We start from the raw sequence: 17,347 nt of genomic DNA on the forward strand, positions 1-17,347 counted from the left end.
GTCAGCGGATTCCGTGCACAGCGAAGTATGCCGAGGCCCGTGCGGCGGTGAAGTCGGGATCGGTGAACAGGCCGATCGCGTCGGCCGCGCGGATCAGTTCGGCCAGATGGGTGAGGCTGCGACCGGTTTCGAAGCCGCCGATCATCCGGAAGTGGTCCTGCTTGCCGTTCAGGTACGCCAACCACGCGACGCCGACCTTGTAGTACTGCGTCGGGGCGGCGAACAGCAGCCGGCTCAGGGTTTCGGTGGGGCCCAGGATGTTCCGGAACCCCTGCTCGTCGCCGTCGTCCAGCCGGGCGAACGCGGCGGAGGCGAACGGGCCGAGCGCGGCGAACGCACCCAGCAGGGCGTCGCTGGTGTGGGTGCCGTCGCCGGCGATCAGGTCGACGTAGTTGTAGTCGTCGCCGGTGAACACCCGAACGTCGTCGGGCATCCGGTTGCGCAGGGCGATCTCGAGCGCGGGGTCGAGCAGGGAGACCTTGATGCCGCGTACGCGCTCGTGATGTGTGGTGATGATCTGCAGGACGGTGTCCATCGCGGCAACCGGCTCCGAGAAGCCCCAGTACCCGTCGAGGGCGGGGTCGAACACCGAGCCCAGCCAATGGAGGACGACCGGGCGGGTGGCCGCCGACAGCACCGCGTCGTACACGGCGAGGTAGTCGTCGGGGCCGCCGGCGGCGCGGGCGAGGTGCCGACTCGCCATCAGCACCACCTCGCCGCCGGCGGATTCGATCGCCTCGACCTGCTCGAGGTAGGCGTCGCGGATCTCGTCGAGCGTGGGGGTGTCGGTCTTCAGTTGATCGGTGGCCACGCCCACGACCACCTTCCCGCCGACCGCCTTCGCGTCGGTGAGCGTGCGGACGGCGAGTTCCCGGGCACCGGCCCAGTCGAGCCCCATGCCGCGCTGGGCGGTGTCCATCGACTCGGCCACCCCGAGCCCCAGCGACCACAGGTCGCGGCGCAGTTGCAGGGTGGCGTCCCAGTCGATCTGATCCGCGGCATTCTCCGCGGACGCCCGTAGCGGATCGGCCACCACGTGCGAGGCCGCGTACACCGCCCTGCTGCTCGGCGGCGTGGACCGGGTGTCCAGTCGGGCGGGTGCGTTCAACGCGAGAGTCGTGGGCGAACCGTGGCGATCGGGCAGCAGGATCGAAGCCATGAAATCTCCTGTAATCGTTTTCTTGATGTTGTGCAGCTCACAATATACTGTGTCAATCACCGAGGTCCATAGTGTTAATGGGCCGATTGGCAGAATGTAAGCATTTACAGGAGCGGATATGACACAGCCTGGAACGGGTGCCGCCTCGAGGCGCTGGACACTGACCACCGCGACACGAGCCGTGAGCGACATCGCGCCAGGAGCGACCATCGCCCTCACCGGTTCGGGCGGCGGGATCCTCGAACCGGACACCGTCCTGAAGGCACTGGAGGAGTGCTTCCTCGCGACCGGATCGCCGAGGGAACTCACGATCGTGCACGCCCTCGGCATCGGCGACCGGGTGAGCCGCGGAACCAACCACCTCGCGCACAAGGGCATGGTCAAGCGGGTCATCGGCGGGCACTGGACGTGGTCGCCGACCATGATCGACCTCGTTCGCAACGACGAGATCGAGGCGTACGCGTGGCCCGGCGGCGCGATCAGTCAGCTGATGCGGGAGATCGGTGCGCGCCGGCCGGGCCTCATCACCGCGACCGGTCTCGACACCTTCGTCGACCCACGGCACGGCGGGGGCAAGTTCACGCCGTCCGCCACCGAGGACCTCGTCGAACTCCTGACTCTGGACGGCCGCGAGTACCTGCGCTACAAGCCGTTTCCCGTCGACGTGGCCATCGTCCGCGGCGATTCCATCGACCCGTCCGGGAACGTCACGTGCTCGGGCGAGGCGGCCCAGCTCGACGCGCTGGCCGTTGCTCAGGCGGCGAAGGCGAGCGGCGGCCGGGTCATCGTGCAGGTGAAGAACCTGCTGGACCGGCCGATCGATCCGCGGCTCGTGCACATCCCGGCGGTCCTGGTGGACGACGTCGTCCACGCACCGGCCCAATGGCAGACGTACGCGGGCGAATTCGACCCGGAACTCTCCGGCGACGCTGCGAACTCCGGATTCGGGGCCACGAACCACGACCCGATCCGCATGCTGATCGCCCGGCGGGCCGCCGCCGAGGTCCGGGACGGCGACGTCCTCAACGTCGGCTTCGGGGTGTCCGCCCTGGTCGTGGACGCGCTCGCCGAACAGGATCGCCTGGACGACATCACTCTCGCCATCGAACAGGGACTGATCGACGGCATCCCCGTCTCCGGCGATCTGTTCGGGGCCGCGCGAGGACCGAAGGTCGTGCATTCGTCGACCACCCAGTTCGACCTGTTCTCGGGCGGAATGCTCGACGTCAGCTGCCTCGGCATGGCCGAGGTCGACTCCACCGGCGCTGTCAACGTCAGCAAGATCGGCGGCGGAATCGTCGGACCGGGCGGGTTCATCGACATCTCCCAGAACTCGCCGCGCGCCGTGTTCTGTGGAACGTTCACCGCCCGCGGCCTGGACGTCGAGATCGTCGGAGGAGAACTGGTGATCCGGCGCGAAGGCTCGGTGCCGAAGTTCGTCGACCGTGTCGATCAGGTCACCTACTCCGGTGCTCTCGCCGTCCGCGAGGGACGTGAGGCGGTCTACGTCACCGAACGCGCCGTCTTCGCCCTCACCCGGGACGGCCTCGAACTCGTCGAGATCGCACCCGGCATCGACATCGATCGGGACATTCTGCCGCACATGGGATTCCGTCCGATCATCAAGAACCCACGCCTGATGGACGCGGGGTTGTTCGCCCCCGTCGCCGTACACATCTGAGGAGAACTGCATGTCAACCGGAAACAGCGTCATTCCCTCGTCGGTGCTCGGCGCCGACGAACGCAAGCTCGTCGCCGAGTTCGTCGACGAACGGATCCGTCCGGTCGCCACCGAACTGGACGAGACCGAACGATTCCCCGAAGAGATCTACCGGGAGATGGGCAAGATCGGGCTCTTCGGCATCACCGTGCCCGAGAAGTTCGGTGGCTTCGGCGGCACCGCCCTCGACTACCTGTTCGTCATGGAGTCCCTGTCCTACGGGTACTCGTCGGTGGCCGACCAGTGCGGCCTCGTCGAGATCCTCGGCAGCCTGCTCGGCAACTACGGCACACCCGAGCAGCAGGAGCAGTACCTGCGCCCGATGCTCTCCGCCGAGAAGCGCTGCGCCTACGCGCTCACCGAGCCGGGATCCGGATCCGACCTCGGATCGATCACCACACGGGCGGTCCGCAGCGGCGACGGCTGGGTGCTCACCGGCGAGAAGATCTACATCCACAACGCCCCCGTCGCGGACTTCGCGGTCGTCCTCGCCGTCACCGACCCCGAACTCGGGAAGCGCGGCGGCATCTCCGTCTTCCTGGTGGACGTCGACCAGCCCGGCGTCAGCCGCGCCTACCACGAACACAAGATGGGCCAGCGGGCCTCGCAGGTCGGCGGGCTGGTGTTCGACTCCGTCCCACTGTCGGCCGACGCCCTCCTCGGCGAGGAAGGCAAGGCGTTCGGTTACATGATGAAGGTGCTGGCCAAGGGCCGTCTCGGCATCTCGGGCCTGAGCCTCGGCATCAGCCGCGCCGCCCTGGACGCCGCCACCCGGCAGTCCCTCGACCGCAGCCAGTTCGGCAAGCCGATCTCCGCCAACCAGGGCATCTCCTTCTCCCTCGCGACCGTCGCCACCGAGCTGCGGGCCGGCACCGCACTGTCGGTCGAGGCGGCGCGGGCGCTCGACACGGGGGCAGCGGACGCCGAGACGCTCTGCTCGATGGCCAAGCTCTACGCGTCCGAGGGATGCGTGCGCCACGCCGACGCCGCCGTGCAGGTGTTCGGCGGCAACGGCTTCATCCGCGGATACGAGGTCGAGCGCCTCTACCGCGACGCCCGCATCACGAAGATCTACGAAGGCACCAGCGAAATGCAGCGGCTCATCATCAGCCGGGCAGTACTGAAGGGAGCCGCGGCATGAGCGGCGTTGCACAATCCACCAACTCGGTCGATCTGTCCGGGAAGACCGCCATCGTGACCGGTGCGGCCGGCGGGATCGGTTCGGCGATCGCCCGCGCCCTCGCCCGCAGCGGGGCACTCGTGGTCGCGGCCGACGCCGACCCGAAGGTCACCGACGTCGCGGCGGAGTTCGGCGGGCACGGTCTCTGCGGCGACCTCACCGACCCCGAGTTCGGCGCACGCGCAGTCGATCTCGCCCAGCAGCTGTCGGGGCGCCTCGACATCCTGATCAACGCGGCCGGGATCCAGTTGCGGACCACGGCGATCGACGTGGACGAGGACGGGTGGGAACGCCTCCTCGACGTCAATCTGTCGGCGGCCTACCGGCTGACGCGGCAGGCGGCCAAGTCGCTCGTCGACGCCCGCGGCAGCATCGTGAACATTGCGTCGCTGTCCGCGGATCGCGCCGTCCCGGGGATCGTTCCCTACGGTGCGACGAAGGCCGCACTGACGCAGCTCGGCAAGGGTCTGGCCGTGGAACTCGGCCCCCACGGCGTGCGCGTCAACACCGTCTCGCCGGGCTACATCGAAACCCCGATGACGGCGGACGTGCTGGGGCAGGAAGACTTCCGCGCCCAGAAGCTGAGCCGTATCCCGTTGCAACGATTCGCCGACGGCGACGACGTCGCCGACGTGGTGCTGTTCCTGGTCTCCGACGCCGCGCGGTACGTCACCGGCGTGGTCCTGCCCGTCGACGGCGGGTACTCGATCACATGACGAGCCTGGCGACCGTTCCCTCGGTCACGTTGAACAACGACGTCACGATGCCCGCACTCGGGTTCGGCCTGTTCACCATCCCCGACGAGGACATGGGTTCCACGGTGTCGCACGCGCTGGCCGCCGGCTATCGTGCGTTCGACACCGCCCCGATGTACGGCAACGAGGCGTCTCTCGGTGCGGCGCTGGCCGGGGCGGACGTCGATCGGGACGCGATCTTCGTGACCACCAAGATCTCCAACGAGGATCAGGGGTACCAGCAGGCACTGGACGCCTTCGAGGCGAGCGCGGCGAAACTCGGCCGCATCGACCTGTGCCTCATCCACTGGCCGGCACCGGGCCGCGGACTGTACCTGGAGACGTGGCGCGCACTCGAGAAGCTGTACTACGACGGACGGGTGCGGGCGATCGGCGTGTCGAACTTCCAGCCCGAACAGCTCGCGCGGCTCGCGGAGATCGCGACGATCACCCCGGCGGTCAATCAGGTCGAACTGCACCCGCTGCTCACGCAGTCCGCACTGACGGATCTGCACCGGTCGATGGGCATCCGCACCCAGGCGTGGGCACCGCTGGCGAGGGGGCATCTGAACGACCACGCACTCCTGGCGGCGCTCGCCGCCCGGCACCGGGTGTCGGTCGCGCAGATCGTGCTGCGCTGGCACTTGCAGATCGGGACGATTCCCCTGCCGAAATCTTCTGCGGTGCAACGGATGCGGCAGAACGCGAACGTGTTCGGTTTCCGGCTGTCCGCCGCGGAGATGGACGCGATCTCGGCTCTGAATCGCGATCAGCGCACGGGACCCCACCCCGATGACGTCGACTGACGCCGGCTCGATGCGGGTGGTACTGGCCCCGGATTCGTTCAAGGGCTCACTGACGGCGACGGAGGTGGCGGCGGCTCTGGCGGCCGGCTGGTCGACGGTCCGGCCGAACGACGAGCTGGTCCTGCTCCCGCAGGCGGACGGCGGCGAAGGCACGGTGGACGCCGTCGCGTCCTGCCACGACACCGGCGTGTGGCGTGCGGTGCCGGGTGTCCGGGGTCCTGACGGGCGTCCCACGACCGGACGCTGGCTGCTGCTCCGGGACGGTACGGCGGTGATCGAACTCGCCCAGATGAGTGGGCTGCCGCTGATGGACTCGCCGGATCCGGGGGGAGCGTCGACGACCGGGCTGGGACAGGTGATCGCCGCAGCACTGGCGGACGGCGCGAAGGCACTGCTGATCGGACTCGGCGGTTCCGCGTCCACCGACGGCGGTGCGGGCGCCCTGCGGGCGCTCGGCGCGAAGCTCCTGGACCGCGACGGCCGGGAGATCTCCGACGGGGGTGCCGGCCTGGCCGCTCTCGCCGCGATCGACGTGGGCTCGCTGACCGAGCCCCCACCCGGTGGCGTCGAGCTGCTGACGGACACGACGGCCGTCCTGTGCGGCCCGCAGGGGGCGGCGCACGTCTTCGGGCCGCAGAAGGGCGCCGACCCCGCGGTGCGCGACCTCCTGGATCGCGCGCTCGCGACGTTCGCCGCCTGCCTCGGCGCACGACTGCCGTGCACTCCCGACGAACCCGGTGCCGGAGCTGCGGGTGGCACGGGATTCGGACTGTCGGCCTGGGGCGGCCGGCTGGTGCCGGGCGCCGCCCGCATCGCAGAACTCACAGGGCTGAGCGCCGAGTTCGGCCGCGCCGACGTCGTGGTCACCGGTGAAGGCCAGTTCGACGCGACGTCGCTGTCCGGCAAACTCGTCGGTTCCGTGCTGGAGCGGTGCGCGGACACCGCGACCCGATCGGTGGTCGTCGCGGGCCGTCTCGCGGCGTCGCCGCCCGGTATCGGGCTCTCGCTGACCGACCTGGCGGGAAGCTCCGAAGCGGCACTCGTCGCACCCACGATGTGGTGCCGCGTGGCCGGCGCGGTCGCGGCCGCGCGGCTCACCAGCAGTTTGTAATCGGTTTCTCTCCTGTCCGGTCGATCCGGATGACCCTTGACCACACCATGCAGCGCTTGACTTGTGACGCCGATCACGGTAAGAAAGCGTTTACATTCTTTTTTCAGGAAGTGGACGAACGATGACACGGACGCAACGATCAATCAGGGCGGCAGCCCGGGCCGTCGGCGTTGCCGCGGCAGTCTCCGTCATGGCGAGCTCCGCCATCGCCTGCTCGACGGGATCGGAACAGATCGAGCGGGACGGCGCAGCCGTCGACCGGGGCGACATGGTGATGGTCTCCGAGGTCCGGTCGCTGACCAACCCGTACGAGGCCGCGTGGGTGCAGGGCAGCCGCGCATACGCCGAATCGCTGGGGATCGAACTGAAGGTGATCGTCTACGGCGGCGACTCGCAGAACGCGCTGTCGCAGTTGCAGTCGGTGCTCGCGGCGGGCAAGACCGTCCTGCTCAACATCAACCCCAACACGAGCGCCGACACCCCCGCGATCGTGCGCGCCGTGCAGAACAGCGGCGGGTGCGCGGTCACCCAGTGGAGCAAGCCGGCCGACCTGCACCCCTGGGACGTCGGGAACGGATGGGCGTCCTACGTCGCCTACGACGGCGTCCAGCAGGGAGCCGACACGGGCAAGGCCCTCGTCGATTCGCTCGGCGGCACCGGCGGCGTGATCGCGCTCCAGGGTTTGCTCGCCAACGAGATCAGCCAGACCCGGTTCCAGGGCTTCCAGCAGGCCATGGACGGACAGTCCGGCGTCACCCTGCTCGACGACCAGCCCGCCGACTTCGACCGCAACAAGGCCTACACCACCACGCAGACCCTGCTCAACAAGTACGGCGACCAGGTGAACGGTATCTGGGCCGCAACGGATTCCATGGCGCTGGGCGCTCTGCAGGCGGTCCGCGAGGCGGGTCGCGCGGGGGAGATCAAGATCGCCAGCGCCGCGGACGCCACCCCGGAAGGCCTGGACGCCATCGCGAACGGGGAGCTGGTCTCCACCTACACGACCGATCCCTACTTCAACGGTGCAATGGGGCTGGCCATCTGTTACCAGGCCATGACCGGCGGAATCGACGTCGAGTCGCTGCCCCGTGAGAACCGCGAGTTCTTCGTCGACCAGTCGCTGATCACCGCGAACAACGTCGACCAGTTCCTCGCCGTGCCGAGTGACGAGGAGATCGTGCGGTCCGTGCAGGATCCGTTCTCCCGCATCACCGGCCCGGTTGCCCGGTAGCCCACTCTCGATTCACGAATCACACAATCTTCCGAAGGAGTGACGATGTCGACGACTGAAGTGACCGGGGAGGTGACGACCCCCGCCGAACCCGCCACACCCGTGCGCAGCACGCGACCACGCGTGCGCCGGCTCCTCTCCACCGCCGGCCCGCTCGCCGCCCTGCTGGGACTGTGCGCCGTCTTCGCCGCGCTGGCTCCCGGCTTCGCGACGGCGAGCAACGCGATGGCGATCGTGGAGCAGGCCGCGATTCCCGTGGTCCTCGCGATGGGCGCCACGCTGGTAGTCCTGGTGGGCGGCGTGGACCTGTCGATCGAGGGCGTGATGGCGGCCAGTGGGCTGACGTTCGTCCTGCTCGCAGCGAACAGTGTCAACGGCAACGACCTGGGACTCCTCGCGGTCCTGCTGGCGCTGGGGGTCGGTCTGCTCTTCGGGGTGGTCAACGGCGTGCTGCACGTCGTCGTCCGGGTACCGTCCTTCCTCGTCACTCTGGGTACCTGGTTCGTCGGGCTCGGTGTCGCGACCGTGCTCTTCGGCACCGCCACCCCGCAGCTCGCCGATCCGTCGCTCGCGGCCTGGGCCGGCGGCCACTGGCTCGGGCTTCCCGTCGTCGTGGTGTTCGCACTCGCCGCCGTGGCCGTGACAGTGCTGCTGTGCAAGGGAACCCGGCTCGGCATGCACACCTACGCGATCGGCGGCGACGAGGCGACCAGCCGTCTGGCGGGCGTCCCGGTCGGCCGCACCAAGATCATCCTGTTCGCCGTGGCCGGACTGCTGTCCGGGCTCGGCGGAGTGCTGGCCACCATCCGGCTCGGCGTCGGCGACGTGAGCGTCGGATCGGGCAGCCTCTTCCTCACCCTGTCCGCGGTGGTCGTCGGCGGCACCCTGCTGAGCGGCGGTCGCGGTGGACCCCTGCACTCCCTGGTGGGTGTGCTGCTCCTCGTGGTCCTCGGCAACGGACTTCTCCTGTCGGGCGCCAGCCCGTACATCCAGCAGGGCGCGCAGGGTCTCATCATCGTGGTCGCGGTGATCGCCACCGGGTGGCCCGCCCGCAGCCGATTGAGGGTCGTGAAATGACATCACTCCTGGAACTCCGCAATGTCACCAAGAAATTCGGACCCAACACCGTCCTCGACGACGTGAGCCTGTCCATCGCCCCGAACGAGGTCGTGGGATTGATCGGCGAGAACGGTGCCGGAAAGTCCACGCTGCTCAAGATCCTCGCGGGAGTGCACCGCCAGGACGGCGGCCGGATGGTGCTGGGCGGGCGCGACGTGAGCTTCGGAAGCCCGGCCGACGCCGCCGACCACGGAATCGGGGTCGTGCATCAGGAGCAGTCGCTGCTCCCGAACCTCACCGTCGGCCAGAACCTGATCCTCGGGCACGAGGGTGACACAGCCCGTGCCGGGTTCCTCCGCCGGCGCCGGATCCGGGCCCGCGCCCAGGAAATGTTGTCGGTGGTGGAGTCGACGGTCGATCCGGGCGCGCTCACCGAATCGCTCGGCTTCGCCCAGCGCCAGATGGTGGAGGTGGCGCGGGCCGTCGGCGGCAGGCAGGTGGAACACCCGCCGCTGCTCATCCTCGACGAGCCGACATCGGTGCTCGAACCCGAGGACGTCGAGGTACTCCACCGCCGGGTCACCGCCCTCAAGGAACGCGGTTCCGTCATCTTCGTCTCCCACCGCCTCGACGAGGTCCTCCGCTTCTCCGACCGCGTGTACGTGCTGCGCGACGGCAAGGTGGTCGGCGAGCGGATCGCCTCGGCAGCAACAGAATCCGAGCTGTACCAGCTGATGATCGGGAAGGGTGCGGCCGAGGAGATCTACTCGTCGGAGCGCAAGCAGGCCGTCTCCCGGACGGGCACGCCGACCCTGTCGGTCCGCAACCTCACCTGCGGCGGCAAGACGAAGGACGTGTCGCTGGACGTCCACGCCGGCGAGATCGTCTCGGTGGTGGGCGTGGTCGACTCCGGGCGCGAGGAGGTGGCCCGCGCCGTCTTCGGCGCCGTCCCCATCGACTCCGGAACCGTCGAGGTCGACGGACAGCGGTCGGCCCCGGGATCACCTGCGGACGCCGTGCGGTCCGGTGTCGCATACGTTCCCGCCGAGCGTCGCGTCGAGGGCATGATCGCGGGAGCGACCGTGGCGCAGAATATTGCGACGGTGCATCCGGTGAAGGCCGGTGGCGGCCGGATCTCCTCCGGTGCCCGGGTGGAGGAGACCGCACGCGGCTGGATCGAGAAACTCGGCATCCGGCCCGCCGACCCGGACGCCGACATCGCGCGACTGTCGGGCGGCAACCAGCAGAAGGCCGTGGTGGCCAAGTGGATCCTCGGCGACGGCCTGAGGGTACTGGTTCTCGACCACCCCACCCGCGGACTCGACATCGGTGCGAAGGAAGACCTCTACGCCCTGTTCCGCGACCTCTCCGGCAGGGGAGTGGCGATTCTGGTGCTCGCCGACACCCTCGACGAGGCGATCGGCCTCGGCCACCGCGTGATCGTCATGCGGGACGGCGAGATCACCGGCGCGTTCGACTCGCCGCCCGGAAACCCGCCCAGCAAACTCCAACTCCTCGAGAAGATGATGTGATCGCCGTGGCAACAAGAACTTCCACCGAGAGGACTTCCACCGAGACGCGCGCACCCGAGGGTGCGGCGCAGGCGGTGTCCCGGACGACCCGGGACCGGTTGCGGCTGGCCGGCCCGTCGGTCGTATTGGTCGCGCTCGTTCTCCTCGTCGCGCTCGCCGAACCGAACTTCCTGTCGATGAACGCCCTCGCAGTGGTCTCGGCGCAGGCGGTCCCGATTCTGCTGCTCGGGCTGGGTCAGATGTTCGTCATCCTCACCGGCGGTATCGACCTGTCCGTGGCGGCGCTCGCGTCGCTGGCCACCGTGATCCTGGCGACGGTGATCGGCTCCCTCGGTCCGCTCGCCGTCGTCGTCACCCTCGTGGCACTCACTCTGATCGGCGCGCTGACCGGTCTGTTGATCGTGTTCGGGCAGGTCCCGTCATTCGTCGTCTCGCTGGGGGCGCTGGGGTTCTGGGGTGCGGTCGCGCTCGTGGCCTCGGGGTCGACGACCATCTACATCAGCGAAGGCTACGACGCGATCTTCTGGCTCAGTTCCTGGACGGTGCTCGGTCTCCCCATGGCGGTGTGGGCCGCAGTGGCGGCGGTGGCCGCGGTGTTCGGCGCGATGCGGTTCTCGCCGCGGGGCAACGTCTTTCACCTCGTCGGACTGGGGGAGAAGGCCGCGATGATGAGCGGTGTCCGAACCCGGATCGTCCGGATCGGAGCATTCGCCCTGTCCGGATTCTTCGCGGGCGCCGCGGGTGTCGTATTGTCGGCCCAGCAGCAGAGCGCCGCACCGCAACTCGCGGATTCGCTGCTGCTGCCCGCCATCGCGGCCGTGCTGGTCGGCGGCTGCGCCATCACCGGTGGAATCGGCGGAGCGTGGCGGGTACTCGTCGGCGCCCTGGTGGTCACCGTGCTCCGGGTCGGCGGCTCGGTGGCCGGCATCGACCCCAGTTTCCAGCAGATCGTGTACGGCGCGGTCGTCATCGTCGCGGTCGCCGTGACCCTCGACCGCAGCCGGCTCTCGATCATCAAGTAAGACTCGGTGTGAGTGTGAGATTCGAAGGAGAACGATGAGTACGACGGCACGCGGTGCGGTGATTCACGAAGTGGGCGGCAAGTGGGAGGTCGACGATCTCGTCCTCGCGGAGCCCGGTCCCGGAGAAGTGCGGATCAAGGTGATGGCGTCCGGACTCTGTCACTCCGACGATCACCTCGTCACCGGTGACATCCCCAATACGCTGCCGCTGGTCGGCGGACACGAGGGTGCCGGTGTGATCGACGCGGTCGGACCCGGTGTCACCCGGCTCGCCGTCGGCGATCACGTCGCCACCGCCTACCTCCCGGCCTGCGGAACTTGCGCCTGGTGCGCGCAGGGGATGCAATATATCTGCGACACGGGGGCCGGTATGGAGGCTGGTTTCATGCTCGACGGAACGGCGCGGTTCGGCACGCAGTCAGGGCGGCCGATCGGCGCCATGCAACGCCTCGGCACGTTCGCGAACTACCTCGTCACGTCGCAGGCCCAGGCCGTGAAGATCGACGACGACATCCCGTTCGACGTGGCCTGCCTCGTCTCCTGCGGGGTCGCCACCGGATGGGGCTCCGCCGTGAACGGCGCGGGCGTCCGTCCCCGGGACACGACGATGATCGTCGGTGTCGGCGGTGTGGGGATCAACGCCGTGCAGGGTGCCCACCACGCGGGTGCCGCACACGTCGTCGCCGTCGACCCGGTCGCGTTCAAGCGCGAACGAGCCCTCGAACTCGGCGCCACCCACGCGTACGCGTCGATCGACGAGGCCATGCCGTTCGTCCGCTCGGTCACCAACGGTCAGGGCGCCGACGGCGCCGTCGTCACCGTCGGGGTGGTGGACGGACAGCTGATCGCCGACGCGTTCGGCGCCGTCCGCAAGGAGGGAACCGTCGCGGTCGTGTCGATCGGCCAGAACGAACCCGGGATCCCGATCAGCCCGCTCGAACTGGTGGTCTACGCCAAGCATCTGCGCGGGGTCCTGTTCGGCAACTGCAACCCCACCCGGGACATCCCGGCACTGCTGGACTACTACAAGTCGGGGCGACTGAAGCTGGACGAACTGATCACCCGGCGTTACACCCTGGACCAGGTGAACGACGCATACGTGGACATGCACGCGGGGCTCAACCTGCGTGGTGTCCTGATCCACGAACACTGACGAGGAATTGCCAAAGATGTCGACAGTCGAAGCAACACAGATCCGCAGCTACGGACACTTCATCGGCGGGCGCAGCGTGCCCCCGTCGGAGAACATCATCGAACGGGTCAGCCCGGCCGACGGCCGCGTGGTCGCCACGTTCACCGCGGGCACCCGCGCCGACGCGGCCCTGGCCGTCGCGGTCGCGCGGGAGGCCTTCGACGAGGGCGAGTGGCCGCACTGGACCGCGATGGACCGCGCCCGGGCGCTGCTGCGCTGCGCGGGGCTGATGCGCGAGAACGAGGAACGACTCGCCCGGATCGACGCGGAGGAGTCGGGCAAACCGATCACTCTGGCCCGCGGCGACGTCGGGGCGAGCATCGAGCTGTTCGAGTACGCCGCGGCGCTGGCCATGACGATGCACGGTGAGGCGCACACCGCGCTCGGCGACGACTGCACCGCCATGGTGGTCCGCGAGCCCGCCGGCGTGGTCGGCATGATCATCCCGTGGAACTTCCCGCTGCTCCTGCTCGCGCAGAAGCTGCCGTTCGCGCTCGGCGCGGGCTGCACGGCGGTGGTGAAGCCGTCCGAGTTCACGTCCGGCACTGCCGTCGAGCTGGCCCGGTTGCTCACCGAGGCCGGGGTCCCCGACGGTGTGGTGAACGTGGTGACGGGGGCGGGCGCCGAGGTCGGTGCTCCGCTCGCGGAGAGCAGCCTGATCGACATCCTGTCGTTCACCGGGAGCACCGAGACGGGTAAGCGCATCGTCGAGGCCTCGGCGGGCAGCGTCAAGCGACTGTCGATGGAACTGGGCGGTAAGGCCGCCAGCGTCGTGTTCGACGACGCCGACCTCGACGACGCACTCGACGGCGTCCTGTTCGGTGTGTTCTTCAATCAGGGTGAGTGCTGCGTGTCGGGTGCCCGGCTCCTGGTGCAGGACTCGATCGCGGACGCCTTCCTCGCCCGCCTCGTCGAGGCCGCCGGCCGCATCACGGTGGGCGGACCGCTCGACGACGCGAGCGAACTGGGCCCGATGATCGACGCCGGCCACCTGGAGAAGGTGCTCGGCCACATCGACGCGGCGCGGCGGGACGGTGCCACCGTCCTGACCGGCGGTGGCCGGCTCGGCGGAGAGAACTGGGGGAGCGGGCATTTCGTCGCTCCCACGATCCTCGACGGCGTGGCCGAAGAGTCCGCCGCCTTCCAGGAGGAGATCTTCGGTCCCGTGCTCACCGTCACCCGGTTCAGCGACGTCGACCACGCCATCCGGCTCGCCAACGCCACGGAATACGGACTCGCCGGCTCGATCTGGACCAAGAACATCGACAAGGCGCTGCGGGTGGCGAGGGAGATGCGCAGCGGCCGCGTGTGGGTGAACACGACCATCGACGGCGCCCCGCAACTGCCTGCCGGCGGCATGAAGCAGAGCGGGTTCGGCCGCGAGATGGGGCAGGCCGGCTTCGACGAGTTCACCGACGTCAAGACCATTCAGATCCGCACCGGACCACGCAAGCGCGTGTTCCCGAACTGGACCGGAGGCAACCGATGAGTGCCACCTACGACTACGTCATCGCGGGCGGCGGCACCGCGGGCTGTGTGCTGGCCGGACGGCTGACGGAGGATCCGACGGTCCGGGTTCTCCTGCTCGAGGCCGGCGGCAACGACCGGCATCCGTTCATCCACGTGCCCGCAGGATTCGCGAAACTCACTGCGAGCAAGTATGACTGGGGATTCTCGAGCGTTCCGCAGAAACACTGCAACGACCGGGTCATTCCCCTCGCTCAGGGCAAGGTCATCGGCGGCGGCGGCTCGATCAACGCCCAGGTGTTCACCCGCGGCGCGCACGAGGACTACGACGAGTGGGCCCTGAAATACGGCTGCGCGGGATGGTCGTTCGAGGAGATCCAGAAGTACTTCCTCCGGTCCGAGGACAACGAACGGCTGTCGGCGCCGTACCACGGCACCGACGGGCCGCTCGGGGTCTCCGATCCGGTCAACCCTCATCCGCTGTCGAAGTCGTTCGTGCAGGCGGGGCAGGAGTTCGGGCTGCCGTTCAACGGCGACTTCAACGGCGAGCACCAGTACGGTGTCGGCCTCTATCAGACGACCACGAAGAACGCCCGCCGGTGCAGCGCCGCGGTCGCGTACCTCGCACCCGCCAGGAAGCGACCCAACCTGACGGTGCGGGAGAACGTCGCCGTGTCGCGGGTGCTGCTCGACGGCGGCCGCGCCACCGGGATCGAGGTGCTCACCGCGCACGGTGTGGAGACGTTCCGCGCGTCCCGCGAGGTGCTGGTCGCCGCGGGCGCGTTCGGATCACCCAAGATCCTGCAGCTGTCGGGGATCGGTCATCCCGACGACCTTCGCGACGCGAATGTCGAGGTGGCCCATGCCCTTCCCGGTGTCGGCCGGAACCTGCACGACCACTGCGACCTCGACGTCATCTACGAACTCCGCGAATACCAGAGCCTCGACCGCCTGAACCTCGTGCGTCCGGCCACGGCCAAGGCCGGACTCGAGTACGCGGCGTTCCGGCGGGGACCGTTGGCATCGACGGTCGTCGAGGCCGGTGGGTTCAGTTTCGGGCACGCGGGGGAATCGATCCCGGATCTGCAGTTCCACTTCCTGCCTGCAGCGGGCGTCGAGGCCGGTGTCGCCGCGGTCCGCCCGGGCTACGGCTGCACCCTGAACTCGTACTCGCTGCGGCCCGAGAGCCGGGGCTCGGTGAAGATCAGGTCGAACGACCCCACCGCCCAGCCGCTGATCGACCCGAACTTCCTCGCCACCGACTTCGACCTGGAGTCGAGCATCGAGGGGCTTCGGCAGAGCCGCGAGATCATGGCGCAGTCGTCGATGGCCCGGCACATCAAGGCCGAACATCTGGCAGGCGGTCTGTCGGTGAACACGAAGGACGACTACGTGAAGTTCGTTCGCGCGTACGGCCGCACCTCGTACCACCCGGTCGGCACGTGCGCGATGGGTGTCGGCGACGACGCCGTGGTCTCACCGGAACTGAAGGTGATGGGCATCGAGGGGCTGCGGGTGATCGACTCGTCCGTCATGCCGCGCATCGTCAGTTCCAACACCCAGGCCCCCACGGTGATGATCGCCGAGAAGGCGATCGATCTGATCCGTGGTGAAGGATGACCGGATGACCAATTTTTCCGGACTGACCGAGGACGTGGCCCGCGAGGCGGTCGAGCTGGCTCGGCCGTCGATCGAGAACCTCTCCCACGGATCCCCGGGGCATCTCGTCGTGCTCCGGCCAGGCGTCGCCCCTTCCCTCGATGCGGAGTTGCCCGTCGTCTTCCGCCGCAGCTGGGGTGACGAGAAGGACTGGGCCGGGCCGTACGACGCGATTGCCGAGTCGAAAGCGCGTATCAGCTGGACCACCGGTCTGCCGTCGCATGCCGTGCAGCAGCTGCATCCCTACCTCTACCAGCAGGGTTGGACAAAGTGGGGTGGCAGCGCGGTGGGCGAGGGCGGGTTGGTCGTGGCGTACAGCGGCGACAAGTGGTTCCACGACCAGTTCTATTCGGAGCTCGTCGTCGCGGCGATCAAGGTCGTGTGCCTTCGTGAAATGGACGCCGTGATGCGCGACCCGGGCACTCTGTTCCTCGGCAACGGAAGCGGGAATCCATGAAGGTGAACGACACTCGGACGTTCGGGCGCGCAGGGTTCGACGTGACCCTGCTCGGCTACGGCGGTGCACCCATCGGCAACATCTTCCGGCCGATCCCCGAGGTGGAGGCCCAGGCTCAGATCGCCGAAGCCTGGGACATGGGGGTGCGTTCGTTCGACACCGCACCCATGTACGGGCACGGACTGTCCGAGCACCGGGTGGGCCATGCTCTGCTGACGAGGGACCGCGACGACTACGTGTTGTCCACGAAGGTGGGGCGCACGTTGACCCCCGCGCCGCGTGGGTCGTTCGACACCGGAATCTGGGTGGACACCCCGCCGTTCCGGGCCGACTTCGACTACTCGTACGACGCGGTCCTGCGGCAGGTGGAGGACAGCCTGCAGCGCATGTGCCAGGACAGATTCGACATCCTCTACGTGCACGACGTCGACAAGTACACACACGGCGACGCCCAGCCCGCGCGGTTCGCGGAAGCGCTCGAGGGTGCGTTTCCCGCGCTGATCCGGTTGCGGGAGGAGGGCGTGGTCCGGGCAATCGGCGTCGGGGTCAACGAGGCCGACGTCTGCGTCGATGCCCTCGAACGCGTCGATCTCGACTGCGTCCTCCTCGCGGGGAGATACACACTGCTCGAGCAGGATCCGGTGAAGGACCTGCTGCCGCTCGCGGTGGAGCGCGATGTCGCGATCGTCCTCGGGGGTGTGTTCAATTCGGGCATCCTGGCCACCGGTGCGGTGCCGGACGCCAAGTTCAACTACCAGCCCGCATCCGAAGAGGTGCTGAGCCGGGTGCGTGACATCGAGAAGGTCTGCGAGCGTCATCGGGTTCCGTTGGCGGCCGCCTCGATTCAGTTCGCGGCCGCGCATCCCGCGGTGCGGGAACTTCTGCTGGGCGCACGGAACTGCGAGCAGTTGCGGCAGAACGCGGCCTGGCTCGAACACCCGATCCCGGCCGAGTTCTGGGATGACCTGCGTGCCGCGGGACTGATCCTGGACGGGGCGCCCACGCCGTCCTGACCGCG

General features: G+C 68.6%; 15 protein-coding genes. 14 read left to right on the forward strand and 1 reads right to left on the reverse strand.

Going from position 1 to position 17,347, the window contains the following annotated elements; translation table 11 throughout:
• Position 1 precedes the first annotated feature (1 nt).
• Positions 2-1,159, reverse strand: a complete 1,158-nt coding sequence (locus tag WKC72_RS10825) for a dihydrodipicolinate synthase family protein (RefSeq protein WP_370182562.1) — start codon at positions 1,157-1,159, stop codon at positions 2-4.
• A gap of 118 nt (positions 1,160-1,277) precedes the next feature.
• Between WKC72_RS10825 and WKC72_RS10830 the strand changes: the two genes are divergently transcribed.
• From WKC72_RS10830 to WKC72_RS10895, 14 genes are all read left to right on the forward strand, one after another.
• Positions 1,278-2,840, forward strand: coding sequence for a CoA-transferase (locus WKC72_RS10830; RefSeq protein WP_370182564.1), 1,563 nt, complete (start codon positions 1,278-1,280; stop codon positions 2,838-2,840).
• A gap of 10 nt (positions 2,841-2,850) precedes the next feature.
• On the forward strand, positions 2,851-4,020 hold the full coding sequence (locus WKC72_RS10835; protein ID WP_370182565.1) for an acyl-CoA dehydrogenase family protein: 1,170 nt from the start codon (positions 2,851-2,853) through the stop codon (positions 4,018-4,020).
• Complete coding sequence (locus WKC72_RS10840; protein ID WP_112302487.1) at positions 4,017-4,775, forward strand: SDR family NAD(P)-dependent oxidoreductase; 759 nt, start codon at positions 4,017-4,019, stop codon at positions 4,773-4,775. The genes WKC72_RS10835 and WKC72_RS10840 overlap by 4 nt, the downstream gene beginning before the upstream one ends.
• Positions 4,772-5,599 (forward strand): aldo/keto reductase, encoded by an 828-nt coding sequence (locus WKC72_RS10845; protein WP_370182566.1) that lies wholly within the window; start codon positions 4,772-4,774, stop codon positions 5,597-5,599. The genes WKC72_RS10840 and WKC72_RS10845 overlap by 4 nt, the downstream gene beginning before the upstream one ends.
• Positions 5,586-6,710: a glycerate kinase gene (locus WKC72_RS10850; RefSeq protein WP_268789575.1), complete on the forward strand. Its 1,125-nt coding sequence runs from the start codon at positions 5,586-5,588 to the stop codon at positions 6,708-6,710. Before WKC72_RS10845 ends, WKC72_RS10850 begins: the two co-directional genes overlap by 14 nt.
• Positions 6,711-6,900: 190 nt before the next feature.
• Entirely contained in the window at positions 6,901-7,941 is a 1,041-nt protein-coding gene (locus WKC72_RS10855) for a sugar ABC transporter substrate-binding protein (RefSeq protein ID WP_128642354.1), read from the forward strand.
• 45 nt (positions 7,942-7,986) lie between these two features.
• Positions 7,987-9,018, forward strand: coding sequence for an ABC transporter permease (locus tag WKC72_RS10860; protein WP_112302559.1), 1,032 nt, complete (start codon positions 7,987-7,989; stop codon positions 9,016-9,018).
• On the forward strand, positions 9,015-10,532 hold the full coding sequence (locus tag WKC72_RS10865) for a sugar ABC transporter ATP-binding protein (RefSeq protein ID WP_370182569.1): 1,518 nt from the start codon (positions 9,015-9,017) through the stop codon (positions 10,530-10,532). The genes WKC72_RS10860 and WKC72_RS10865 overlap by 4 nt, the downstream gene beginning before the upstream one ends.
• Complete coding sequence (locus WKC72_RS10870; protein ID WP_112302490.1) at positions 10,529-11,554, forward strand: ABC transporter permease; 1,026 nt, start codon at positions 10,529-10,531, stop codon at positions 11,552-11,554. Before WKC72_RS10865 ends, WKC72_RS10870 begins: the two co-directional genes overlap by 4 nt.
• A gap of 34 nt (positions 11,555-11,588) precedes the next feature.
• Positions 11,589-12,707: a Zn-dependent alcohol dehydrogenase gene (locus WKC72_RS10875; protein WP_370182570.1), complete on the forward strand. Its 1,119-nt coding sequence runs from the start codon at positions 11,589-11,591 to the stop codon at positions 12,705-12,707.
• A gap of 16 nt (positions 12,708-12,723) precedes the next feature.
• Positions 12,724-14,235 (forward strand): aldehyde dehydrogenase family protein, encoded by a 1,512-nt coding sequence (locus WKC72_RS10880; protein ID WP_112302492.1) that lies wholly within the window; start codon positions 12,724-12,726, stop codon positions 14,233-14,235.
• Entirely contained in the window at positions 14,232-15,833 is a 1,602-nt protein-coding gene (locus tag WKC72_RS10885; RefSeq protein ID WP_128641407.1) for a GMC family oxidoreductase, read from the forward strand. Before WKC72_RS10880 ends, WKC72_RS10885 begins: the two co-directional genes overlap by 4 nt.
• A 4-nt stretch (positions 15,834-15,837) precedes the next feature.
• Positions 15,838-16,329, forward strand: coding sequence for a hypothetical protein (locus WKC72_RS10890; protein WP_370182572.1), 492 nt, complete (start codon positions 15,838-15,840; stop codon positions 16,327-16,329).
• Positions 16,326-17,342: an aldo/keto reductase gene (locus tag WKC72_RS10895; protein WP_370182574.1), complete on the forward strand. Its 1,017-nt coding sequence runs from the start codon at positions 16,326-16,328 to the stop codon at positions 17,340-17,342. The genes WKC72_RS10890 and WKC72_RS10895 overlap by 4 nt, the downstream gene beginning before the upstream one ends.
• The last annotated feature ends 5 nt before the right edge of the window (positions 17,343-17,347 follow it).

The sequence above is a fragment of the Rhodococcus wratislaviensis genome, from assembly GCF_041228765.1.
Taxonomy (GTDB): domain Bacteria; phylum Actinomycetota; class Actinomycetes; order Mycobacteriales; family Mycobacteriaceae; genus Rhodococcus_F; species Rhodococcus_F wratislaviensis.

Excerpts from the sequence above, each read along its gene's own strand:
- WKC72_RS10825 (WP_370182562.1), bottom strand. The coding sequence starts at position 1,159 with ATGGCTTCGATCCTGCTGCCCGATCGCCACGGTTCGCCCACGACTCTC.
- WKC72_RS10865 (WP_370182569.1), top strand. The coding sequence starts at position 9,015 with ATGACATCACTCCTGGAACTCCGCAATGTCACCAAGAAATTCGGACCC.
- WKC72_RS10895 (WP_370182574.1), top strand. The coding sequence starts at position 16,326 with ATGAAGGTGAACGACACTCGGACGTTCGGGCGCGCAGGGTTCGACGTG.
- WKC72_RS10840 (WP_112302487.1), top strand. The coding sequence starts at position 4,017 with ATGAGCGGCGTTGCACAATCCACCAACTCGGTCGATCTGTCCGGGAAG.
- WKC72_RS10875 (WP_370182570.1), top strand. The coding sequence starts at position 11,589 with ATGAGTACGACGGCACGCGGTGCGGTGATTCACGAAGTGGGCGGCAAG.
- WKC72_RS10845 (WP_370182566.1), top strand. The coding sequence starts at position 4,772 with ATGACGAGCCTGGCGACCGTTCCCTCGGTCACGTTGAACAACGACGTC.
- WKC72_RS10880 (WP_112302492.1), top strand. The coding sequence starts at position 12,724 with ATGTCGACAGTCGAAGCAACACAGATCCGCAGCTACGGACACTTCATC.
- WKC72_RS10885 (WP_128641407.1), top strand. The coding sequence starts at position 14,232 with ATGAGTGCCACCTACGACTACGTCATCGCGGGCGGCGGCACCGCGGGC.
- WKC72_RS10850 (WP_268789575.1), top strand. The coding sequence starts at position 5,586 with ATGACGTCGACTGACGCCGGCTCGATGCGGGTGGTACTGGCCCCGGAT.
- WKC72_RS10855 (WP_128642354.1), top strand. The coding sequence starts at position 6,901 with ATGGCGAGCTCCGCCATCGCCTGCTCGACGGGATCGGAACAGATCGAG.
- WKC72_RS10890 (WP_370182572.1), top strand. The coding sequence starts at position 15,838 with ATGACCAATTTTTCCGGACTGACCGAGGACGTGGCCCGCGAGGCGGTC.
- WKC72_RS10830 (WP_370182564.1), top strand. The coding sequence starts at position 1,278 with ATGACACAGCCTGGAACGGGTGCCGCCTCGAGGCGCTGGACACTGACC.
- WKC72_RS10835 (WP_370182565.1), top strand. The coding sequence starts at position 2,851 with ATGTCAACCGGAAACAGCGTCATTCCCTCGTCGGTGCTCGGCGCCGAC.
- WKC72_RS10860 (WP_112302559.1), top strand. The coding sequence starts at position 7,987 with ATGTCGACGACTGAAGTGACCGGGGAGGTGACGACCCCCGCCGAACCC.